The sequence below is a fragment of the Pseudomonas sp. GV047 genome (genome assembly GCF_003058245.1).
GTDB lineage: Bacteria > Pseudomonadota > Gammaproteobacteria > Pseudomonadales > Pseudomonadaceae > Aquipseudomonas > Aquipseudomonas marginalis.
Genome location: NZ_QCWA01000010.1, coordinates 191,276 through 213,695 on the forward strand (window position 1 = coordinate 191,276; position 22,420 = coordinate 213,695).

The window sequence follows — 22,420 nt, forward strand, 5'->3', positions numbered from 1 at the left end:
AACTGTCCGATACCCTCTACGATTGCATTGCTGATGATTTCACAAGGCGGCTTAAAGGATTCGGTACAGCAATCGCTCAATCCTCACCCGGCTGACGCGACGCAGGAACTTGCCCACCGCCTGCGGATAATCCACCAGGGTTTGCAAGTCCTGGTAACGCTCGATCCGCGTGGTGTGCTGGAAGATCTGCGCCAGCTCCGTGCGTCGCGGCTCCAGCCACTGGCCTTGGGGGTCATCGACGAGCAAGGCGTTTTCCAGGTCGAGACGAAACGCCCGTGGGTTGAGGTTGTTGCCGGTGAGCAAGGTGTAGCGCTGATCGACCCACATGCCCTTGAGGTGGTAGGTGTTGTCGCCGTCGCGCCACAGGTGCAGGTTCAACTGGCCGCTGTCGATCACCGGTTGATGGCGTTTTGCGAAACGGCGCAGGCTGATTTCGTACAGGTACGGCAGTGCCGAGATCACCTTGAAGGGTTCGCTGGGCGGGATGTAGAAATCGTTGGCGGTCTTGTCGCCGACGATGATGTCGACCTTCACCCCACGCGCCAGGGCGCGGTTGATTTCGCGGGTCACCGGCAGCGGCAGGTTGAAGTACGGCGTACAGATGGTCAGTTGGTGCCGGGCGCTGGCGATCAGTTCGAGGATCACGCGGTTCAACGGGTTGTTCTTGCCCACGCCGAGCAACGGGCTGACAGACAGGTGGCCGTTGGGCAACTGCCCTGCCGTGGTGTCGTAGGCCGCGTGCTTGAGCCGGCTGCGCAGGTCGCCGATGTCGTTGCGCAGGCTGCGGGTGGTCGGCGGGTTCGGCAGGTCGAGGCGGTGCACGGCCTTGGAGGCCACCAGGCCGTGCTCCACCAAGTGCTGCATGGAATCCGCCAGGGGCTGGCTGTGGATCAGGTGGTAACGGTCGAAGCGGTATTTATCGAACTTGTGCAGGTACACGTTGTTCAGGCTGGCACCGCTGTACAACACGTTGTCATCGATCACAAAGCCCTTGAGGTGCAGCACGCCGAACAGCTCGCGGGTTTGCACCGGTACGCCGTACACCGGCACTTCACTGGCATGGCGCTGCGTCATGGCCTGGTACCAGGCGCTGTTACCCGGTTGCTTGCCGGCACCGATCAGCCCGCGCTGGGCGCGCAGCCAGTCGACCACCACCACGATGTCCAGCTCCGGCCGTGCGGCCTTGGCGGCGTGCAGGGCGTCGTAGATCTCCTGCCCTGCCTCGTCCTGCTGCAGGTACAACGCGACGATGTAGATGCGGCGGGTGGCCGTGGCGATGTTCTCCAGCAGGCAGCGACGGAACGCGTCAGCGCCGGACAGCACGTCAATGGCGTCGGGGGTCAGGGGAAAACCGCGCAGTTTGGGCAACAGGGAGCGTTTGAAGAACGACGGCATAAGGCTCGCAATGGGTCGAATCCGAAGAGGCCCCGAGCTTACACCATGGGGGTGCTCAGGTCTCGCAGTGGCAGAGAGTAAAATTCCTGTTGACCAAGAAGAACGATCGTTCTACTTTAGCAGCCATGAACGATATGACCCCCAATGAAACACGCGACATTATCCTCGACGTCACCGAGAAGTTGATCTATCGCCACGGCATCGCCGCCACCGGCATGGACTTCCTGGTGAAAACCGCCGGCGTCTCGCGAAAAAGCATTTACCGTTACTTCGCCAATAAAGATGAGCTGGTGATCGCGGCCCTGCAGCGCCGTGACGAGCGTTGGATGCACTGGCTGCGCGCCGAAGTGGAGCGCGTCGATGGCAGCGGCGCACGCTTGCTCGCGCTGTTCGACGCGCTCAAGGCCTGGTTCGGCTCGGCGGATTTTCGCGGCTGCGCCTTTATCAACACCAGTGGCGAAACCGGCGACCCGCACGACCCGGTCCGCCTGCTGGCCAAGGCCCATAAACAGAAACTGTTCGAGTACGCACTCGAACTGTGCCAAGCACATGGTACCCCCGACCCCGAACGGCAGGCCGCGCAACTGCTGATCCTGATCGATGGCGCCATTACCGTTGCCCTGGTCATGGGTGATTCAACAGCTGCCGATAATGCGCAATGCATGGCGCGAACGTTATTGGGACTGTGAACGCACCCGCCTGGCAACTTTCGATAACGCTGTATGGTTTTGAGGAGCCGCCTGATGTCATCTACCGCAGAAACACGTCCGCCCTTGCCGCCGTTTACCCGTGAATCGGCGATTGAAAAAGTGCGCCTGGCCGAAGACGGCTGGAATTCCCGCGACCCGCATCGGGTGTCGCTGGCTTACACCCTGGACACGCAGTGGCGTAACCGCGCCGAATTCGCCCATAACCGCGAAGAGGCCAAGGGCTTTCTCACCCGGAAATGGGCCAGGGAGCTGGAGTATCGGCTGATCAAGGAGCTATGGGCCTTTACCGACAACCGCATCGCCGTGCGCTATGCCTACGAATGGCACGACGACTCGGGTAACTGGTTCCGCTCCTATGGCAATGAGAACTGGGAGTTCGACGAGAATGGCCTGATGGCCAATCGTTTTGCCTGCATCAACGACCTGCCGATCAAGGAGAGCGAGCGCAAGTTCCACTGGCCGCTGGGACGGCGCCCGGATGAGCATCCGGGGTTGTCCGAACTCGGGCTTTGACTGAAGCCGCAAGCTTGAAACTTCAAGCTTGCGGTTCATTGCTCAATCCTGATTGAGGCCCACTCGATACAGCACGCCATCGTCCTCATCCGTCAGCACATACAGAAAGCCATCCGGCCCCTGCCGCACATCGCGAATGCGTGCCTTCAAGCCGCCCAGCAAGCGCTCTTCATGGATAACCTTGTCGCCATCGAACTGCAGACGAATCAGTTCCTGGCTGGCCAGCGCACCGATGAACACGTTGTGCTGCCACGCCTTGAACCGGTCGGCGTCGTAGAAGGCCATGCCACTGATGGCCGGTGATTTCTCCCACACATGATGGGGCGCCACGGTGCCTTCTGCGGTCTTGCCCCTGGCCTCGGGAATCGGTGTGAGCGAATAGTTGATGCCGTGAGTCGCCAGCGGCCAGCCGTAGTTCTTGCCCCGCTCGATAATGTTGATTTCATCACCGCCGCGCGGCCCGTGTTCGTTTTCCCAGAGCGTGCCACTCCATGGGTTCAGCGCCAGCCCTTGCGGATTGCGCTGGCCGTAGGACCAGATCTCGGGACGTACCCCGGCTTGACCGACAAACGGGTTGTCATCGGGTACGCGGCCATCCGGGTAGATCCGTACGACTTTGCCCTGCAGCTTGTCCAGGTCCTGGGCGGTCGGGCGGTCGTTGTTTTCCCCCAGGGTCACGAACAGGTAGCCATCGCGGTCGAAGGCCAGGCGCGAACCGAAGTGGTTGCCGGTGGAGAGTTTCGGCTCCTGGCGCAGGATCACGTTGAAATCGGTCAAGCCACTCAGGTCCGGCGCCAGGCGCCCGCGACCCACAGCGGTGCCGGCCGTGCCGCCCTTGCCGCCGCCTTCGGCGTACGTCAGGTAGACCATGCGGTCCTGCTTGAAGTCCGGCGACAGCACCACATCGAGCAAACCGCCCTGCCCCTTGGCCCACACCTCAGGCACGCCGGTCAACGGCGCAGACAGCTTGCCGTCCGGACTGACAAAGCGCAGGTGGCCCGGACGCTCGGTCACCAGGAAACCCTGCTGGTCGGGTAGAAACGCCACGGCCCACGGGTGATCGAGGCCCTTGGCAATCGGAGTCGCGGTGATGCTGCCTTGTTCACTGGGGAACTGCTGCCCATCGGCGGCATAAACGGCCGTCCGCGCAAGCAGCGCGGTGGCGCACAGGGTGGCGAGCAGGGTTTTGCGTATAAACATAAGACAGCGTCCTTACCGGCGATTGCCGTTGGCATCATAGGTGGGGGCTTTGGTTTCGGTGGCGGGACGGCTGGGGGCCGCATCGCGTTGCGGGTAGCGATTGCCGATACCACCGTTTTCCAGGGTCGGTGTGCGCGGCGTTGGCACGGTCTGAATACCACGCACCACCGGCGTATTGGGCTGGGTGCCCTGCATGCTGTTGGGGTTGGCCCGGTGGATCGGGCCGGTATTGGAATCGCTTCTGCCGGGCAGGTTTTGCGCGAGGGCAACTGGCCCAAGTGCCAGGCCCAACACCAGCACCGCGAGATGACGCACACAGCTGTTCATGACAAAGCCTCTCTGGGGCGAGGAGTACGTGCTTTCGATACCACGCTACGCCCTGGGTTCGGCTTTCGTAACTAAATAGTTTCTGATCAGGTGTAACGAGATCTGTCCACGCATCTGCCCGGCGAAACTTTTCACGCAGCCTTCGAGTCACCAGAACACAGCTTCTTGTTAAGGAATCGCACGTATGCCACGGGCAATCTGGAAAGGCGCCATCAGTTTCGGCCTGGTTCATATTCCGGTATCGCTGGTCTCGGCCACGTCCGCCCAGGGCGTGGATTTCGACTGGCTGGACAAGCGCAGCATGGACCCGGTGGGCTACAAGCGCATCAACAAGGCCACCGGCAAGGAGGTCACCAAGGAGAATATCGTCAAGGGCGTAGCGTTTGAGAAAGGCCGCTATGTGGTACTCAGCGAAGATGAGATCCGCTCTGCCCACCCCAAGTCGACCCAGACCATCGAAATCATCGCGTTTGTCGCCAGCGACCAGATTCCGTTGCAGAACATCGACACGCCCTACTTCCTGGCCCCGGATAAACGCGGTGGCAAGGTCTACGCACTGCTGCGCGAAACGTTGAAGAAAACCCGCAAGGTGGCCCTGGCCAATGTGGTGTTGCACACCAAGCAACACCTGGCGGCACTGATGCCCCTGGAGTCGGCGCTGGTGCTGGTGATGCTGCGCTGGCCGGCTGAAGTGCGCAGCCTGGATGAATTGGAACTGCCCAGCGATGTGACCAAACCCAGCCTGGCCAAGGGCGAGCTGGACATGGCCAGGCGCCTGGTGGAAGACATGAGCGCCGACTGGCAGCCCGAGGCATATCGCGACAGCTTTCAGGAAAAGATCATGGCGCTGGTGGCCAGGAAGGCCAAGGCCGGCAAGATCGAAGACGTCGAATCCCAGGAAGGCAGCGAGGAACGCAAGTCCGCCGATGTGATCGACCTGACCGAGCTGCTCAAGCGCAGCCTGGCCGGCAAGCCGACGACGAAAAAACCGGCCGCGAAAAAAACCGGCAAAAAGGCCTCTTGAGCCTGACGTATGCGGGAGAACCACATGGCCAAGCCCCTGAGCGAATACAACCGTAAACGCGATTTCGAGGTCACCGCCGAGCCAGCAGGCCGCGCACCGGGCCGTAAGCCCAAGGCGTCGGCCCTGAGCTTCGTGATCCAGAAGCACGACGCGCGCAACCTGCACTATGACTTCCGTCTTGAGCTTGACGGAGTGCTGCTCAGTTGGGCAGTGCCCAAGGGGCCGAGCCTGGACCCGAGCCAGAAACGCCTGGCCGTGCACGTTGAAGATCATCCCCTGAGCTATGGCGGTTTCGAGGGCAGCATCCCGGCCGGCCAGTACGGCGCCGGCGATGTGATCGTGTGGGACCGCGGCATCTGGCAACCCCATGACGACCCGCACAAGGCCTACGCTGCCGGCAAACTCAAGTTCACCCTGGTCGGTGAAAAGCTCTCCGGTGACTGGGCGCTGGTACGTACGCGCCTCAAGGGCAGCGGCGACAAGGAGCAGTGGCTGCTGATCAAGGAAAAAGACCAGCAGGCCCGCCCCGCCACCGAATACGATATCGTCCAGGCCCAGCCAAAGAGCGTGCTCAGTGACGCCTCGGTCGGTGAACCCAAGGCCAGGCCTCGCGCCAAACCACAGAAGCGGGCAACTGCCCTCCCCGAGCAATTCGCCCCGCAACTGGCGACCCTGGTGGACCGTGCGCCCGAAGGCGACTGGCACTACGAGATCAAGTTCGATGGTTACCGCATGCTCGCCCGCATCCGCGACGGCGAGGTACGCCTGTTTACCCGCAATGGCCACGACTGGACCGAGCGCCTGCCACGCCAGGTCAAGGCCCTGCAGGCCCTGAAGCTCAAGGACAGCTGGCTCGATGGCGAGGTGGTCAGCCTCAATGACGACGGCCTGCCGGACTTCCAGGCGCTGCAAAATGCCTTTGAGCTCGGCCGCAGCCTGGACATCGTCTACTACCTGTTCGACGCGCCGTTTTTAAACGGCAGCGATCAGCGCCAGGCGCCACTGGAGGAGCGTCGCGCCGCGCTCAAAGACGCCTTGTCCGGCAGCCGCAGCAAATTGCTGCGTTTCTCCGAGGCGTTTGCCGCCAACCAGCGCGATATTGTCGAAAGCGCATGCGAGCTGGCCTTGGAAGGCGTGATCGGCAAACGTAAGGGCAGTCCCTACGTCTCCAGTCGAAGTACCGATTGGATCAAGCTCAAATGCCGCCTGCGCCAGGAGTTCGTGATCGTCGGCTACACCCTCCCCCAGGGCTCACGCAGCGGTTTTGGTGCGCTGCTGCTGGCCGTCCATGCCGATGGCGCGCTGGTCTATGCCGGGCGCGTGGGCACCGGGTTCGACCAGGCCTCACTGAAAAATATCCATGCCCGGCTCAAGCCTTTGGAACGCACCGCGTCGCCCCTGGCAAAACCGCTTACCGGCGCCCAGGCGCGCGGCGTACATTGGGTGGAGCCGACACTGGTGGGCGAGGTGCAGTTTGCCCAATGGACCCGAGAGGGCGTGGTACGCCAGGCAGCGTTTGTGGGGTTGCGCACGGACAAACCCGCCGCGCAGGTCATCCGGGAGCAGCCCCGCGCGGCCAAAACCCTGAAAGCACCGGCGGCCCGCAAAGCCAGCGGGGTGACGATCACTCACCCCGACCGCGTCATCGACCCGCAAAGCGGCACGCAGAAACAGCAATTGGCGCAGTTCTACGAAGGCATCAGCGAATGGATCCTGCCCTTCCTGCGCCATCGCCCCGTGTCCCTGCTCAGGGCTCCGGAAGGCATCGAGGGCGAGCAGTTCTTCCAGAAGCACGCGGAGCGCCTGGCGATTCCGAACATCAAGCAACTGGACCCGGCACTGGACCCAGGCCATGCGCGCCTGATGGAGATCGACACGACAAAAGCGCTGATTGGGGCCGTGCAAATGGGCACCCTCGAACTGCATACCTGGGGCGCCACCTCGGACAAGATCGAAACCCCGGACCTGTTTGTGCTGGACCTTGACCCGGACCCGGCGCTGCCCTGGAAAACCATGCTGGAAGCCGCTCAGCTCACCTTGTCGGTACTCGACGAGCTGGGGCTGGAAGCCTTCGTCAAGACCAGCGGCGGCAAAGGCTTGCACCTGGTCATACCGCTGGCGCGGCGGGATGGCTGGGACAGCGTAAAGGCCTTTGCCAAGGCCATTGCCCATTTCATGACCGAGCAACTGCCCGAGCGTTTCACCGCCACCTCCGGGCCGAAAAACCGTGTAGGCAAGATCTTTATCGATTACCTGCGCAATGCACGAGGCGCGAGCACCGTGGCGGCTTATTCGGTGCGCGCACGCCCTGGGCTGCCGGTGTCGGTGCCGGTCAGTCGCGAGGAATTGAAGGGATTGCGCGGCGCTCAGCAATGGACGGTGGCCAACCTGCACCAACGCTTGCAGGAGCTGAAGGTTGATCCTTGGGCCGGCTACGCCAATCGGCAGAAGATCAGTAAAAAAATGTGGGAAAAGTTGGGCGCAAAGCCACCGGAGTGACTAACGCCCGAATCGACTTCAAATCAGTATGAAGATGAGTGCCAGGGCCGCGAAGATCGCCCATTTTTCCAGGTAGTAACGTGTGCGGTTGCGTTTTTTCAGCTCTTTGCCACGCAAGCGAATCTTGTACAGCCGGTTAAATGCGCGATTGAGCCCGCCGGTCTTGTCGCCTGCATCGTTGGGCGAGCCTGCAGCGGCCATGACGTTACGACTGAACCAACGGTTGAACGTGGCAGCCCAGCGATATTTCATCGGCCGCTCGATATCGCAAAACAGGATGATGCGGTTCTGCTGCGTGGTGTTTTCGGCGTAGTGGATGTAGGTCTCGTCAAACATCACGGCCTCACCGTCACGCCAGTAATAGTTCTCGCCGTCCACATTGATATAGCAGCCCGGATCATTCGGGGTCACCAGACCCAAGTGATAACGGTACGAACCGGCGTAGGGGTCACGGTGGCGCACCAGCTTGGAGCCCGGTGGCAACTCGGCGAACATTGCCGCCTTGATCGAGCCGATGCCCTGCAACAGCTCGGTAGTACGCGGGCACAGTTTCATCGCCGAAGGATGGCTTTCGCCGTACCATTTCAGGTAAAAGCGTTTCCAGCCAGACTTGAAGAACGAGTTGAAACCTACATCGTTGTACTGGTCCGAGCGCTTGATTTCACCCATGTGCATGAGGTTCAGGCCCTCCTCGCGAATCTCTTTCCAATGCGCCTCAAGGGGGCTCAAGTCAGGAAAGTCACTGGGTGACAGGTAGGGACGGCCGGGTAACCTGGAGCACAGGTACAGCAAGCAGTTGATCGGGGCCAGGAAGGTCGAATGATCACTGAGTTGGCGGCCCAGCTTATGCCGCACCCGACCACGCAGGTGTACATACGCAATGGAGGCAACGTAGAGAACAACAATGATGAGTTTCAAGGGATTTCGTCACATGTCAGGAGAAAACAGGCTGCTCCTGCGCGCCCACAACGGCTGAGGATGGATAGCAGCATCTGAAATCACAATTCACACAATTGGCACGAACGGCTGAGTAATGTCCCGATACGTGGTCCGTGGCAGTTATTTAGCCACAGTTTGTAACCAAAAGTTAATCAAGAATTGTGAAAACCTGTCTACCGAATGTGCCTTGCAGACGCCTCGACGGGCTGGCCTTGGGGCCCGGCAACCACCGATCATCGAACGGCGAAAGATGGTAAAAGGCAGCACCGCCGGCAACGTCCGGCAATTACTCCTGCAGCAAAAAGGAATTTGTATGTCATCCATTTCAGACCCAGATATTCAAGCCCTTCAAGGCGCCTGGGAGCAAACCTCACTCGAAGACAGTGGCGTACTCAATCCCATCGATGCCCACAGCGCTCCGGGTGCTTTAACCACTATCAGCGGCGACCGCTTCGAAGTGAAGACCGTCAGTGGCGAGGTGTTGTTGGCGGGTCGGTTTTTCCTCGACAGCAGCACGGTTCCCAAAAGCATTACCTGGGTGGACGCCCTGGGCGATGACGCCGGTAAGCACCTGCCCGCCAGTTATCGCCTCGAGGGGGATTCATTTGTGTTCATTGCGGCGGATGAAGGTATGCCCAGGCCCATCGTGTTCAGTACCGGCCCAGGCCAAACCATGCGCACTTTCGTGCGCCGCGCTTGATGCTGTACGCCATCCGAACGCGCGACAGCATTTTCACAAAGCCTTCACTTTCAGCCCTATAGGGTAAAGCCTACCTACTCCAGTAAATCCCTTGGCCCGCCAGTTCGCGGGCTTTTTTTTGCCTGGTGCGAATCGGCTCAGGCGGGACGCTTGGTGGCGGCCAGCGTGAAGCACAGGGGCAACTGGGCAGGCTGGTGCTCGTACTGGTCGTAAAGTTCTTCGCGATTGGAGTGGGCATATTCCTGCAGATGGTCGATCTGCAATTGCGCAGCAATCGCCGCGCTCACCACATCCCCCAGGGTGTGCACATACCAATAGGAGGTCGGCCCCGCCACTTCGCCCTGCCCCTCATAGACAATCGACTCCTGCAGCACAAAAGGCTCACGCTGGAAGTACGAACTGGCCGGCAACAGTGGGTCTGGCGCGCGCGGGTCGAACATTTCCAGAAACGGGTGGGTTTCATACATCACCAGCGTGCCACCGGGTTTCAAGGTCCTCGCAACATGGCGCATGAACAGCGCCACATCCGGCATCCAGCCCAGCACGCCGATGGTCACCAAGGCAATGTCGAAGCGCTCGTGCAAGCGGGATGGCAACTGGTGGATATCGCTTTCGATGAATTCCGGGTTGTGGGGCGAAACGTCGGCAAGCTCACGGGCCTGCTGCAGGAACGCCCGGGATTGATCCACACCGACCACCAAACGCGCGCCCAGGCCAAACAGCGACAGGCTTTCGCGGCCGTTATTGCAGCACACCTGCACCACCTCTTTGCCGGCAACGCCGATGTCTTGCAACAGCCCGGTAAGGGTGGGGTCCAGGCACGAAAACCCAGGGTCGCGGACCCCGTTAAGCAGGGCGCTCCAGGTCTCGGTGGTTTTGTGCAGGTCGGCGGATTGATCCCAGGCGTCCTTGTTGCAGGCAATCGCCTGTTGAGCTGAGGGCATGTCCATTGCGTCTCCAGATAAGTCATACGGCGAGGCAAAGAAAATAAGCCACAAGCCCGCAGATTAAAACCCCAGCAGCAGGCGAAACTAAATGAACTGCGCGCAGGTCACTAGCGCAATGAGTGTTCAGCCTTTGAACGCCCCCTGCGAAGTCCTGATCATGGCCACACACGCCGACCTGCGTAATACCCTGTCCCTGGACAGCCTGAATTTTTTCCTGGCGGATGTGCGCGACGGCCTCGGTCCATACCTGGCCATCTACTTGCTGGCGGTGCACAAATGGGATCCGGCCAGTATCGGCGTAGTCATGACCCTGGCAGGTATCGCCGCGCTGATCACCCAGGGCCCGGCGGGTGCCCTGATCGACCGCACGCGCAGCAAACGCGCGGTGATTGCCGTTGCCGCCCTGCTGGTGACCGGCAGTTGCCTGTTGCTGCCCTTCGTCAGTTCATTCAGCCTGGTTGCCTTGACCCAGGCGGCCAGTGCCATCGCTGCCTCGGTGTTCGCGCCGGCGATTTCCGCGATTTCCCTGGGCATTACCGGGCCACGTGCGTTCACCCGGCGCACCGGGCGCAACGAAACCTTCAACCATGCCGGCAACGCTGTGGCGGCGCTGTTGGCCGGTGGCCTGGCGTACCTGTTCGGACCCGTGGTGGTGTTCTACCTGATGGCCTTTATGGCGGTGGCCAGCGTCGTCGCGGTCAGTTGCGTCTCCGCCAAGGCGATCGACCATGAGGTGGCCCGGGGCTTCGACCCTGCCCACCACAGCGACCATGAGCAGCCGTCCGGCATTGCGGTCTTGCTGGCCAACCGGCCGTTATTACTGTTTGCCGTCTGCTGCGCCCTCTTCCACCTGGCCAATGCGGCGATGCTGCCACTGGTCAGCCAGAAGCTCTCGCAGATCAACCTGCAGATGGCCACGCCGCTGACCTCGGCCTGTATTGTCGCCGCACAATTGGTGATGGTGCCGATGGCCTGGCTGGTGGGCAGCAAGGCCGACGTGTGGGGGCGCAAGCCGCTGTTGCTGTTCGGCTTCATGATCCTGCCGCTGCGTGGCGTGCTCTATACCCTGTCCAGCGATCCCTACTGGCTGGTGGCCGTGCAGATGCTCGACGGTATCGGCGCAGGGATCTTCGGTGCGCTGTTCCCGGTGATCGTCAAGGACCTGACCCAGGGCACCGGGCGTTTCAACGTCAGCCTGGGGGCGCTGTCCACCGTATTTGGGCTGGGCGCGGCCTTGAGCAGCAGCCTGGCCGGTTTTGTGGTGCAGCAGGCGGGCTACAATGCGGCCTTCCTCACCCTGGCCGGGGTGGCGGGCGTCGCGTTGGCGCTGTTATGGCTGGCGATGCCGGAGACGCTGGCGAAGCCCATCTTGGCCCCCCACGCATCTGCCGCATGATATAAGCGACACTGTGCGCCGAACCCAAACAGCAAATGGAGTTGCCCCTATGAAGAAATACATCCTGTATCCGCTACTGCTTCTGCTCGCAGGATGCAGCACGGGGCCCTATCTGCATCCGGAGTCGACGGTGGGCAGCAACGCCCTGCTTTCGCGCACCTGCCCCGGCCCGAAAGCGGCGATGAGCTATGCCCCACTGGCAGAAGAACTCAACTGGGTTCATGTGCTGGTCTATGTGGCGCCACCCGGCACATCCAGCTGGCCGGGTAACCAGCGCTCAACCGCTGCTGAACTGCGCCTGTTCGGACGGCTCTACCCATCCAATAGCACAGCAGCCGTCAAACAGGCCGACCCGGCGCTTTGGGTCAGTGCAGCGTCGCCCGTTGTCACGGTCACCCTGGCGAATGGGCAAAGCTATCCTGTCACCATTGAACAACTCAAAACCGGTTTCGACCCCAGGAAAACATTCCACAGCGAGTTCAAAGGGACAGCATTGGGCCAAGGCGACATGGATGATTTCACGCTCACCTTCCCGGACATATTCGTCAACGGTGAAAAAGTCCCTATGGCCCCGATTCATTTCAAGAAACGCGAAGAGCGTTATGCGCCTGTGTTTAATTGCTGACGGGCCGGGTTTCTGGCGCTCAGCCGACTCTGTTACCGTGCGTCCTTCGACCGCAATGGAAGCATCGAAGAATGAATTCCTGGAAGACGCTGGCAATCGCCCTCATGGCATCGATCAGCACCAACGCTATGGCATGGTATGTGGAGAACCCGGTCGAGAGAGCGCTGAGCGCCACCACCCTGTTCCCGACCATTGTCCTCGGCGGGACCACGGCATTCACGGTCTACTCGCCCTCAGTAATGAAAAAAGCGAAGGATGATGCCCTTGCATTCATTGGCTCCGAGGGCGAAATTCGCGGCGCTCAGTTTGAGCAGGCATCTCTACACTACCGCTCGGCCCCTCACACGCGCCCCATGACCGATATGCAGCTCGCACAGGCAATCGCAACAACTTACTGAGCGCGGCCTCGTCGAGAACGGCTTGCCACATTCAAAACGCTGAACATCCGTCGTCGGCCGCCATACAACTGTCGCCTGACATATGCGACAATGCGCGCCAAATTCCAACACACATCCCCCATTTTTTGCTCAGCGACCGGGTTTCGCGCCTTGATGTCGCTGTTGATGCATGCCTGAAGGCTCCTGCCGCCACGCTCGCAACCCATTGATAGGTAAAGTAATTGATCTCCACAGCTAACATCACCATGCAGTTCGGCGCCAAGCCGCTCTTTGAGAACGTCTCGGTCAAGTTCGGCGCCGGCAACCGGTATGGTCTGATCGGTGCCAACGGTTGCGGCAAGTCGACCTTCATGAAAATCCTCGGCGGCGACCTCGATCCGTCCGGCGGCCAGGTCATGCTGGAGCCGAATGTGCGCCTGGGCAAGCTGCGCCAGGACCAGTTCGCCTACGAAGAATTCACCGTGCTCGACACCGTGATCATGGGCCACGAGGAGCTGTGGAAGGTCAAGGCCGAGCGCGACCGTATCTACTCGCTTCCGGAAATGAGCGAAGACGACGGCATGGCCGTGGCCGAGCTGGAAACCGAATTCGCCGAGATGGACGGCTACACCGCCGAATCCCGTGCCGGTGAACTGCTGCTGGGCCTGGGTATTCCCCTGGAACAGCATTTCGGCCCGATGAGCGAAGTCTCCCCCGGCTGGAAACTGCGTGTGTTGCTGGCCCAGGCGCTGTTCTCGGACCCGGAAGTGCTGTTGCTCGACGAACCGACCAACCACCTGGACATCAACACCATCCGCTGGCTGGAAAACATCCTGACCCAGCGCTCCAGCCTGATGATCATCATCTCTCACGACCGTCACTTCCTGAACAGCGTGTGCACCCACATGGCTGACCTGGACTACGGCGAGCTGCGCCTGTTCCCGGGCAACTACGACGAGTACATGACCGTGGCGACCCAGTCCCGCGAGCAACTGCTGTCGGACAACGCCAAGAAGAAAGCGCAGATCTCCGAGCTGCAGTCCTTCGTCAGCCGCTTCTCGGCCAACGCCTCGAAAGCCAAGCAGGCCACTTCCCGCGCCAAGGCGATCGACAAGATCCAACTGGCCGAGGTCAAGCCTTCGAGCCGTGTGAGCCCGTTCATCCGTTTCGAACAGAACAAGAAGCTGCATCGCCAGGCGGTCATCGTCGAGCGCATGGCCAAAGGTTTCGACGGCAAGCCGCTGTTCAAGGACTTCAGCTTCCAGATCGAAGCCGGCGAGCGCGTGGCGATCATCGGCCCGAACGGTATCGGCAAGACCACCCTGCTGCGCACCCTGGTCAACGAACTGACCCCGGATGCCGGCAGCATCAAGTGGACCGACGCCGCGGAACTGGGCTACTACGCCCAGGACCACGCCCACGACTTCGAAGACGACGTCACACTGTTCGACTGGATGGGCCAGTGGACCCAAGGCGAGCAAATGATCCGTGGCACCCTGGGTCGTATGCTGTTCTCCAACGATGAAATCCAGAAGTCCGTCAAGGTGATCTCCGGTGGTGAGCAAGGCCGCATGCTGTTCGGCAAGCTGATCCTGCAAAAGCCGAACGTGCTGATCATGGACGAACCGACCAACCACTTGGACATGGAATCCATCGAGGCGCTGAACCTGGCGCTGGAGAACTACCCGGGCACGCTGATTTTCGTCAGCCATGACCGTGAGTTCGTATCGTCCCTGGCCACCCGCATCATCGAGTTGAGCGCCAACGGCGTAATCGACTTCAGCGGCACCTACGACGATTACCTGCGCAGCCAGGGCGTGGTGTTCTAACAGTAGCGACGTGAAACCCTGGGGAACAGGCTCGTTGTGGTGAACGGGCTTTTGTGGTGAGCAGGCTTTTGTGGTGAGCGGGCTTGCCCCGCGCTGGGCTGCGCAGCAGCCCCAATAAAAAACACCGCATTCTGCCAGGCAAAACGCGGTGTTCGTTTTCAGGGCTGCTGCGCAGCCCAGCGCGGGGCAAGCCCGCTCACCACAACAAGCCCGTTCACCACAACAAGCCTGCTCACCACAAAAGCCCGCTCGCCACAGTAGGCCGGTTTCTCAGCCAAAGTAGTTAGCCTGCTTCCTTTTCCCCCAAGCCCTTGCCATGATGCATTCACCGCCCGCCCGCGAACGAGTGCCCATGTCCAACGCCGCCCCCTCCTCCCTGTCGATCACCCTGCAGATCGTCTCCATCGTGTTCTACACCTTCATCGCCTTTATCTGCATCGGCCTGCCGATTGCGGTAATCCCGGGCTATGTCCATGAGCAACTGGGCTTCAGCGCGGTGGTGGCCGGGATTACCATCGGCTCGCAGTACCTGGCAACCCTGCTCAGCCGCCCCATGGCCGGGCGCATGTCCGACAACGTCGGCACCAAGCGCGCGATTGTGCTGGGGCTGGCGGGCATCCTGGTCAGCGGTGTATTGACGTTCTTCGCCACCCTGGTGGACAGCCTGCCCAGCCTGAGCCTGGGGATTCTGATCGTCGGCCGGCTGTTACTGGGCGTGGCCCAGGGTCTGATCGGCGTGGGCACCATCAGTTGGTGCATGGGCCAGGTCGGGGCGGAGCACACGGCGCGGTCGATTTCGTGGAATGGCATTGCCTCCTACGGTGCCATCGCCATCGGCGCGCCGCTCGGAGTGGTGATGGTCGCCGAATATGGCTACACCAGCCTGGGTATCGCGCTGTCGGTGTTGGCGGCGCTGGGCCTGATGCTGATCCGCAACAAACCCTCGGTGCCGGTGGTGCGTGGCGAGCGCCTGCCGTTCTGGGCGGTGTTCGGGCGCATCGCACCCTTTGGTGCCAGCCTGTGCCTGGCATCCATCGGCTACGGCACCCTGACCACCTTTATCACCCTGTATTACCTCAATCGCGGCTGGGCCGGCGCGGCGTACTGCCTCACGGTGTTTGGCGTATGTTTTATCCTCTCGCGGCTGCTGTTCATCTCCGCGATCAGCCGGTTTGGCGGCTTCAGGGCGGCGATTGCCTGCATGATCATCGAGACCCTGGGCCTGACACTGCTATGGCTGGCACCATCCACCGGCGTAGCCTTGATCGGTGCAGGGCTGACCGGCTTTGGCTTGTCGCTGGTGTACCCGGCGCTGGGCGTTGAGGCCATCAAGCAGGTGCCCAACAGCAGCCGCGGTGCCGGCCTGAGTGCCTATGCGGTGTTTTTCGACCTGGCCCTGGCGATTGCCGGGCCGTTGATGGGCGCCGTGGCGCTGAACCTGGGTTACAGCTGGATTTTCTTCTGCGCAGCGCTGTTATCGGTCACGGCGCTGGGCGTGACCTTGCTGCTCAAGCGCCGCGCTTACTGATCGGCGGTCTGCAAGCCGGCGCGGGTAGCCTGGCCGAGGGTGTGGCTGAAAAAACGCCCGGCCTCGGAGATCAGGTCGCGGTGGATGCCTTCACGGTCGACGCCGTCCGCATCGGTGCAGATGGCCGGCATCGCGGCCAGTTGGTCGCTGTCGCACGGCGCCATGAACACGAAGTGCCCTGCCCCCGCCAGCAGCTTGAAGTCCGGTGGCTCCGGCAGTTTGCGTGCCAGGGCGGCGGCATTCTTGTCGACCGCCACCAGCTTGTCGCCATCGCCGCTGTAGAGCAGCACCGGCACATGCACGTCGGCCAGGGTGTGGCGGCCGAACATCAGGCTCAACGGCGCCATCAACATCAAGGCATGAATGCGCGGGTCGGATTGCGGTTGCAGGTCGTCACGGTCCACCACCAGTTCGCCCTTGGTGGTGCAGGCATCACGATCTTCGGGGCGTTCCTGGCAATAGCGGCGCAGGCGGTCGAAGTCCGGCTTGGCTCCCGCCAGGATCAACGCGGTTTCGCCACCGGCCGAATAGCCGATAACGCCCACCTGATCGACGTTGACGAACGGCGACAGCATCGGGTCGGCCAGGGTCGCGGTGATCGCTTCGGAAATCTGGATCGGCCGGCCGTACAGGTTACTCACCGTGCCCAGGCGGCTGTGGTCCTTATAGTTATCGCCGGGATGCAACACCGCGACCACCACAAAGCCTTTGCGCGCCAGGGAGGTGGCCAGGTCATGCAGGGCCAGCGGCGTACCGGTGTTGCCATGGGACAGCATCAACATCGGAAAGCGGCCAATGGCGATCTTGGAATCTTCGCTGGCGGCGACGTGGTAGGGACCCAGTTGCGTGCTGTGTTCATCGTCGGTGGACGGGTAGAAGGCCACGGCTTTCATCGGCTGCAGGTCCAGCGGGTCGAGAAAGCTCATGCGGTGGAAGCCCACACTCCAATGGGGGTGCGGCGCGGGCGCGGCGTGCACTGAAATCAGGCCGCCGAGCAGGGAAAGAACCATAACAGCACAAAGACGCATCATGAGGATGTCCACCTTTGCTGCGTGACCACGTTCAACACCCGCGGCATGTCTATATGAAAAGTCCATGGTTCAAGGCACTCGCATCGGGTGATAAACCCATGCGTGCATAACCTGGGCCAAAGTAATGACAGCGGGTAAACGAAAAAACTCCGTACTCCGGTCGTTTCAGGCGACAAGAATACAGAGTTTAGGCGCCCGGCTTCGGATTGAAACCGAGCAGAGGCGAAATTTACACAAGCCTTACGCAGCAGCGAACAATTGTTCGTTGATGAGCACGTTGGCGTCGCTCAGGGATTTGCTGCGCACTTCATCACCGTAGGCCAGGCCATGGGCGCGGACGAATTCGATGTCGGTAATGCCGAGGAAGCCCAGCATCACCTTGAGGTATTCCTCGTGGGCCACACCGGTTGCCTGGCCGACATGCATGCCGCCGGAGGTGGACACAATGATGACTTTCTTGTTACCGCACAGGCCTTCAGGGCCCGCTTCGGTGTAACGGAAGGTCTGGCCGGCAACGGCGATGCGGTCGATCCAGGCTTTCAACTGGGTTGGAATGGTGAAGTTGTACATCGGCGCACCGATCACCACGGCGTCGGCGGCGAGGAATTCGGCCAGGCTGTTGGCGCTCAGGTCGGCCTCGTGCTGTTGTGCGGCGTCACGCAGTTCGGCGGCGGTGCCCAGGGCGCCCAGGGTCGCGCCTGAGAAGTGGTTGATGCCTTCGCTGGCGAGGTCACGGTAGGTCACTTCCATACCTGGCTCGGCCGCTTGCCAGGCCTTGACCACGCCAGCGCTGAGCTGCCGGGAAGCCGAGTTGTCGCCGAGGATACTGGAATCGATGTGCAACAGTTTCATGGTGGATCTCCGAGGGTGGGATCGACAGTGGCGATCAGATGGAGGGGATGCTACGCATGAAACCAATAGTCGATAAGACGCCTGAAATGCGATAGTTTGTCCCACTGACAGGACAATAGGCTGACCATGCAAGACCTCAACGACCTCTACTATTTTGCCAAAGTCGTCGAAGCCGGCGGCTTTGCGGCGGCCGGGCGGCTGTTGGGCATTCCCAAGTCGCGGCTGTCGCGGCGCATTGCCGAGCTGGAAGAGCGCCTCGGCGCGCGCCTGCTGCAACGCACCACGCGGCAACTGACCCTGACCGCCGTCGGCGAGCGCTACCTGCGCCACTGCCAGGCGATGCTACTGGAAGCGGAAATGGCCGACGAGGCCGTCGCCAGCATGTCCAGCGAACCCCGTGGGCGGCTGAGGGTGACGTGTCCGGTGGGCCTGGCGCAAAACATGATGCCGGATGTGGTCGCGGGTTTCCTGGCCGCCCACCCCCAGGTGCAGTTGGAGATGACCCTGGTCAACCGCCGTGTCGACCTGGTAGCCGAAGGCATCGATGTGGCGCTGCGCGTGCGCGAACTGGGCGATGAAGACCCGCTGCTGGTCACCAAGCGCCTGCGCCCGGCCCAGACGGCACTGGTCGCCAGCCCGAACTTTTTGCACGGTCGGCACATCAACAGCCTCGACGACCTCAAGCAACTGCCGATACTCGGCGCGCTGGAAGCAGACCGCATGGTGCACCAACGCATCCTCGATCCCGAAGGCAACCCCCACGACCTGGTGATGGAAGCGCGCCTGGGCGTCGATGACTTCAACGTACGCAAGGCCAGCGCCATCATGGGCCTGGGCTTTACCGTGCTGCCGATGATGTACTGCGAAGAAGAACTGGCCAGCGGCCGGCTCGTACAATTGCTGCCGGAATGGTCGTTGCCGGGCGGCTGGCTGCAGGCCGTCTACCCGCATCGCCGTGGCGTGCTGCCGGCGATTCGCGCCTGGATCGATTACCTGGAAGAAGGCTTCAAAAGCTGCGGAGACCGCCTGCTATGAAAATGACCGAAGCACAGGTCGCAACGTTCTGCCTGAGCCTGCCCGGCGCGCGGGAAGACTACAAATGGGGTGGCGTGCGGGTGTTCTCGATAGCAGGCAACAAGATGTTTGCCCTGCAAAACCTGCGCGGCGACTCGCTGGCGTTCAAGGTCGACAAGGAATTGTTCCTCGGCCATGTGGACCGTCCCGGCATCCACCCGGCGCCGTACCTGGCACGCGCGCAGTGGATCATCATGAACACGCCCTACCCGCTGGGGGCCGAGGAACTGCGTAGCCTGTTGCAGCGCTCCCACCAGTTGGTGGTGAGCAAATTGCCCAAGCGCACACAGGTGGGGTTGCTGCTAGAGAACGGACAGTAGCGTGCCACCGAGGAACAATTGGTCCAGCCAGAACACCTGGTGCAACAGCACGATCACCCAGAACAGCACCTGGTAAGACACCTTGCGTGTCTTGTGCCGGAACACCTGCTGGGCAATCAGCGCCCCCGGCCAGCCGCCCGCCAGTTCCACGGCGTGGAGGATGTTTTCCGGAGTGCGCCAACTGTCGGTGCGGGCCTTGCGCTTGTCGCTCCAGTACAGGAAAAACGCGATCATGCTGACCACCCCATAGGCCACCAGCGGGATCACGGTTTCGCCGCGTTGCCACACCAATACCGACCCCACCAGCGGCGCGGCGCACAGCAGCACAAAGATCGCCGCTTTCAAGCGCGGATGCTGAATCATCATGCCTTGGCCGCTGCCCAGTCGATCCAGCCGAATTGCCAGGTCGCCAGGATCAGCAGACCGAACGCAATGCGGTACCAGGCGAACGCCGCGTAGCTATGGCTGGCGATGAACTTGAGCAGGCCCTTGACCGCGATCATCGCGAAGATGAACGAGGTGACGAAGCCGATGGCGAACACCGGCAGGTCCGCCGGCTGGAACAGGTCGCGGTATTTGTAGCCCGAGTACACCGCCGCACCGACCATGGTCGGCATGGCCAGGAAGAACGAAAACTCGGTGGCGGTCTTGCGCGACAGGCCGAACAGCAGGCCGCCAATGATGGTCGAGCCGGAGCGCGACGTACCCGGGATCATCGCCAGGCACTGGGCAAAACCGACCTTGAGCGCGTCTTTCCAGGTGATGTCATCGACGCTTTCGGCGTGCACTTCATGCTCGCGGCGCTCGGCCCACAGCATGACGATGCCGCCGATCACCAACGCGGCGGCCACGGTGATCGGGTTGAACAGGTAATGGTGGATCAGGTCGGCAAAGATCACCCCCAGCACCACGGCCGGCAGGAACGCGATCAGCAGGTTGACCGTGAAGCGCTGGGCATTGCGCTGAGTCGGCAAGCCGGTGACCACATCGAGGATCTTGCGCCGGAATTCCCAGACCACCGCGAGGATGGCGCCCAGCTGGATGATGATGTTGAACGCCATGGCGCGTTCGCCGCCGAAGTCGAGCAAATCGGCGACGATAATCTGGTGTCCGGTGCTGGAGATCGGCAGGAACTCGGTAAGCCCCTCCACGACGCCAAGAATCAATGCCTGAATGGCGGTCCAAAAATCCATGCTTCCCCCAAAGGTCATGCGCTGTGGCATGCCTTATCAATCTTTTAATGGTTCACTGACGAGCGCACTCAAGTGCCCGGTGTTGACCATGGTCAATGCCGGCCTGCAAAAATTCTGTGAAAAATCAGGCAGTACTCAGGTTTTGCGATTTCAGGCCGAAAGCCTATCAGACGAGGCGTAAAAGTCGATGCGACGCCCACAATTATAAAAAGCCCGGAGTGACAGGACGATGAACAGTTTGCGCAATATGTCGATCAGCCGACGCCTCTGGATGATCCTGATCGTCGCCGTGCTGATGCTGATGGCCCTGGGTTTGCTGATGCTCAAGCAGATCCACGACGACCTGTACCAGGCCAAGCGCCAGCAGACCCAGCACGTGGTCCAGACCGCCAGCGGGATCCTGACGTTTTATCACAGCCTCGAAACCACCGGCGTGATGACCCGCGAAGCCGCGCAAAAACAAGCCCTGAGCGCGGTGCGCGGCTTGCGCTATGACCACGACGACTATTTCTGGATCAATGACCTCACCCCCGTGATGATCATGCACCCGGCCAACCCCAAGCTGGACGGCCAGAACCTCTCGGCCATCCGCGATCCCGACGGGTTTGCCGTGTTCAACGAGTTCGTGATCCTGGCCAAGGCCAAGGGTGCCGGCATCATCAACTACCGCTGGCCGAAGCCGGGCGCGGAGGCGCCGGTGGCGAAAACCTCGTATATCCAGTTGTTCGAGCCGTGGGGCTGGATCATCGGCTCCGGCGTGTACGTGGACGATGTGCAGGCCGAGTTCAACAGCCAAGTGTGGAAGGCCTCGCTTATCGTCCTCGGCATCGCACTGGTGATGGCCCTGCTCGTATCGCTGATTGCCCGCAGCATCGTGCGCCCCCTGCAGGATGCGGTGAACGCCATGGGCAACATCGCCAGCGGCGAAAGCGACCTGACCCGCAGCCTCGACACCCACGGCCGCGACGAAGTCACCCAGCTGTCCCAGCACTTCAACACCTTCACGGCCAAGCTGCGCCAGGTCGTCAGCCAGTTGCAGGTGTGCGCCAACGCCCTGGGCCAGTCCTCCACGGAACTGGGCAACAACGCGACCCAGGCCCACGACCGCAGCCAGCAGCAGTCCCAGCAGATGGAACTGGTGGCCACCGCCATCAATGAAGTCACCTACGGCGTGCAGGACGTGGCCAAGAACGCCGAACACGCCGCCAGCGAAATGCGCGATGCCCAGGCCCAGGCCCAGCAAGGCCAGGTCAATATCGACAGCAGCCTGCAGCAGATCGACCAGCTCTCCACCACCATCAGCCAGGCCGTGGAAGTGATCCGCACCTTGTCCAGCGAAAGCACGCAGATCGGTGGCGTGTTGGAAGTGATCCGCTCCATCGCCGACCAGACCAACCTGCTGGCCCTCAACGCCGCCATCGAAGCGGCGCGCGCCGGGGAACAAGGCCGTGGTTTTGCCGTGGTGGCCGATGAAGTCCGCCTGCTGGCCCAGCGCACGCAAAAATCCACCGCCGAGATCCAGGCGATGATCGAGCGCCTGCAAGGTCACTCGGAAGCCGCGGTCAAGGTGATCAGCGACAGCCACAGCGCCTCGCAACTGACCATCGAACAAGCCGGCCAGGCCGGTGCCAGCCTTACCGCCATCGGCCAGGCGCTGCACAACCTCAACGGTTTGAATGCCTCGATTGCCAGCGCCACCCTGCAACAGGCCCATGTGGTGGAAGACATCAACCAGAACGTCACCCAGGCTGCGAGCCTGTCCCACAGCACCGCAATGGCGGCCGAGCAGTCCAACGTGGCCAGCGTGCATTTACGCGGGCTGAGCGAGCAGCTCGACGGCCTCTTGCGCCAGTTCAAGGTCTAACACTGCTCCAAATGTGGGAGGGGGCTACACCCCGATGGCGATACATCAGTCTGCATATGTGCAGCTGACCCTCCGCT

22 protein-coding genes are annotated in these 22,420 nt (G+C 61.5%); 13 read left to right on the top strand and 9 right to left on the bottom strand.

Annotation, left to right across the window (positions count from 1 at the left end; genetic code table 11):
• Window positions 1–51: 51 nt before the first annotated feature.
• Window positions 52–1,395: a CDP-diacylglycerol--serine O-phosphatidyltransferase gene (pssA, locus tag C8K58_RS23860; RefSeq protein WP_108574468.1), complete on the bottom strand. Its 1,344-nt coding sequence runs from the start codon at window positions 1,393–1,395 to the stop codon at window positions 52–54.
• 125 nt (window positions 1,396–1,520) lie between these two features.
• Between pssA and C8K58_RS23865 the strand changes: the two genes are divergently transcribed.
• Together C8K58_RS23865 and C8K58_RS23870 are read left to right on the top strand one after the other, a co-directional pair.
• Window positions 1,521–2,084, top strand: a complete 564-nt coding sequence (locus C8K58_RS23865; RefSeq protein ID WP_027607890.1) for a TetR/AcrR family transcriptional regulator — start codon at window positions 1,521–1,523, stop codon at window positions 2,082–2,084.
• A 54-nt stretch (window positions 2,085–2,138) separates the two neighbouring features.
• Window positions 2,139–2,618 carry a nuclear transport factor 2 family protein gene (locus C8K58_RS23870; protein ID WP_092359444.1) on the top strand — a complete coding sequence of 160 codons (480 nt, stop codon included), beginning with the start codon at window positions 2,139–2,141 and terminating at the stop codon, window positions 2,616–2,618.
• A 42-nt stretch (window positions 2,619–2,660) separates the two neighbouring features.
• Here C8K58_RS23870 and C8K58_RS23875 read toward each other — a convergent pair whose 3' ends face one another.
• Together C8K58_RS23875 and C8K58_RS23880 are read right to left on the bottom strand one after the other, a co-directional pair.
• Complete coding sequence (locus C8K58_RS23875) at window positions 2,661–3,818, bottom strand: PQQ-dependent sugar dehydrogenase (protein ID WP_108574469.1); 1,158 nt, start codon at window positions 3,816–3,818, stop codon at window positions 2,661–2,663.
• A gap of 12 nt (window positions 3,819–3,830) precedes the next feature.
• The gene (locus tag C8K58_RS23880; RefSeq protein ID WP_092359439.1) at window positions 3,831–4,145 is read right to left on the bottom strand and encodes a hypothetical protein; all 315 of its coding nucleotides are present in this window, start codon (window positions 4,143–4,145) and stop codon (window positions 3,831–3,833) included.
• A gap of 184 nt (window positions 4,146–4,329) precedes the next feature.
• Between C8K58_RS23880 and C8K58_RS23885 the strand changes: the two genes are divergently transcribed.
• Both C8K58_RS23885 and ligD read left to right on the top strand, forming a co-directional pair.
• On the top strand, window positions 4,330–5,169 hold the full coding sequence (locus C8K58_RS23885; protein ID WP_027607894.1) for a Ku protein: 840 nt from the start codon (window positions 4,330–4,332) through the stop codon (window positions 5,167–5,169).
• Window positions 5,170–5,193: 24 nt separating this feature from the next.
• Window positions 5,194–7,668, top strand: coding sequence for a DNA ligase D (ligD, locus tag C8K58_RS23890; protein WP_108574470.1), 2,475 nt, complete (start codon window positions 5,194–5,196; stop codon window positions 7,666–7,668).
• 18 nt (window positions 7,669–7,686) lie between these two features.
• Here the strand turns inward: ligD and lpxO are convergent, their stop codons facing one another.
• The gene (gene lpxO, locus C8K58_RS23895; protein ID WP_065948679.1) at window positions 7,687–8,586 is read right to left on the bottom strand and encodes a lipid A hydroxylase LpxO; all 900 of its coding nucleotides are present in this window, start codon (window positions 8,584–8,586) and stop codon (window positions 7,687–7,689) included.
• A 334-nt stretch (window positions 8,587–8,920) separates the two neighbouring features.
• On the opposite strand from lpxO, the gene C8K58_RS23900 reads away from it, so the two are divergent.
• A complete protein-coding gene (locus C8K58_RS23900; protein ID WP_098479636.1) occupies window positions 8,921–9,307 on the top strand; it encodes a TIGR03067 domain-containing protein in 387 nt (128 codons plus the stop codon).
• Between the two features lie 137 nt (window positions 9,308–9,444).
• Here the strand turns inward: C8K58_RS23900 and C8K58_RS23905 are convergent, their stop codons facing one another.
• The gene (locus tag C8K58_RS23905; RefSeq protein WP_092359433.1) at window positions 9,445–10,257 is read right to left on the bottom strand and encodes a bifunctional 2-polyprenyl-6-hydroxyphenol methylase/3-demethylubiquinol 3-O-methyltransferase UbiG; all 813 of its coding nucleotides are present in this window, start codon (window positions 10,255–10,257) and stop codon (window positions 9,445–9,447) included.
• Between the two features lie 154 nt (window positions 10,258–10,411).
• On the opposite strand from C8K58_RS23905, the gene C8K58_RS23910 reads away from it, so the two are divergent.
• The 5 genes from C8K58_RS23910 to C8K58_RS23930 all read left to right on the top strand — a co-directional run bounded on the left by C8K58_RS23910 (window position 10,412) and on the right by C8K58_RS23930 (window position 16,009).
• Window positions 10,412–11,650 (top strand): MFS transporter, encoded by a 1,239-nt coding sequence (locus tag C8K58_RS23910; RefSeq protein WP_027607900.1) that lies wholly within the window; start codon window positions 10,412–10,414, stop codon window positions 11,648–11,650.
• A 49-nt stretch (window positions 11,651–11,699) separates the two neighbouring features.
• On the top strand, window positions 11,700–12,275 hold the full coding sequence (locus C8K58_RS23915; RefSeq protein ID WP_027607901.1) for a hypothetical protein: 576 nt from the start codon (window positions 11,700–11,702) through the stop codon (window positions 12,273–12,275).
• A 71-nt stretch (window positions 12,276–12,346) separates the two neighbouring features.
• Window positions 12,347–12,673, top strand: a complete 327-nt coding sequence (locus C8K58_RS23920; RefSeq protein WP_027607902.1) for a DUF2388 domain-containing protein — start codon at window positions 12,347–12,349, stop codon at window positions 12,671–12,673.
• A 221-nt stretch (window positions 12,674–12,894) separates the two neighbouring features.
• The gene (locus tag C8K58_RS23925; protein ID WP_027607903.1) at window positions 12,895–14,481 is read left to right on the top strand and encodes an ABC-F family ATPase; all 1,587 of its coding nucleotides are present in this window, start codon (window positions 12,895–12,897) and stop codon (window positions 14,479–14,481) included.
• Between the two features lie 352 nt (window positions 14,482–14,833).
• Window positions 14,834–16,009, top strand: a complete 1,176-nt coding sequence (locus C8K58_RS23930) for an MFS transporter (protein WP_027607904.1) — start codon at window positions 14,834–14,836, stop codon at window positions 16,007–16,009.
• Here the strand turns inward: C8K58_RS23930 and C8K58_RS23935 are convergent.
• Entirely contained in the window at window positions 16,003–17,040 is a 1,038-nt protein-coding gene (locus C8K58_RS23935; RefSeq protein ID WP_108574471.1) for a dienelactone hydrolase, read from the bottom strand. The genes C8K58_RS23930 and C8K58_RS23935 overlap by 7 nt on opposite strands.
• A 240-nt stretch (window positions 17,041–17,280) precedes the next feature.
• Window positions 17,281–17,892: an FMN-dependent NADH-azoreductase gene (locus C8K58_RS23940; protein WP_108574472.1), complete on the bottom strand. Its 612-nt coding sequence runs from the start codon at window positions 17,890–17,892 to the stop codon at window positions 17,281–17,283.
• 126 nt (window positions 17,893–18,018) lie between these two features.
• On the opposite strand from C8K58_RS23940, the gene C8K58_RS23945 reads away from it, so the two are divergent.
• Both C8K58_RS23945 and C8K58_RS23950 read left to right on the top strand, forming a co-directional pair.
• A complete protein-coding gene (locus C8K58_RS23945) occupies window positions 18,019–18,927 on the top strand; it encodes a LysR substrate-binding domain-containing protein (protein ID WP_027607907.1) in 909 nt (302 codons plus the stop codon).
• Window positions 18,924–19,286, top strand: a complete 363-nt coding sequence (locus tag C8K58_RS23950) for an MmcQ/YjbR family DNA-binding protein (RefSeq protein WP_027607908.1) — start codon at window positions 18,924–18,926, stop codon at window positions 19,284–19,286. The genes C8K58_RS23945 and C8K58_RS23950 overlap by 4 nt, the downstream gene beginning before the upstream one ends.
• On the opposite strand, the gene C8K58_RS23955 is transcribed toward C8K58_RS23950, so the two are convergent.
• A complete protein-coding gene (locus C8K58_RS23955) occupies window positions 19,269–19,652 on the bottom strand; it encodes a DUF1294 domain-containing protein (RefSeq protein ID WP_027607909.1) in 384 nt (127 codons plus the stop codon). The genes C8K58_RS23950 and C8K58_RS23955 overlap by 18 nt on opposite strands.
• The gene (locus C8K58_RS23960) at window positions 19,649–20,479 is read right to left on the bottom strand and encodes an undecaprenyl-diphosphate phosphatase (protein ID WP_027607910.1); all 831 of its coding nucleotides are present in this window, start codon (window positions 20,477–20,479) and stop codon (window positions 19,649–19,651) included. Before C8K58_RS23960 ends, C8K58_RS23955 begins: the two co-directional genes overlap by 4 nt.
• A gap of 229 nt (window positions 20,480–20,708) precedes the next feature.
• Between C8K58_RS23960 and C8K58_RS23965 the strand changes: the two genes are divergently transcribed.
• Window positions 20,709–22,343, top strand: coding sequence for a methyl-accepting chemotaxis protein (locus C8K58_RS23965; RefSeq protein WP_027607911.1), 1,635 nt, complete (start codon window positions 20,709–20,711; stop codon window positions 22,341–22,343).
• The last annotated feature ends 77 nt before the right edge of the window (window positions 22,344–22,420 follow it).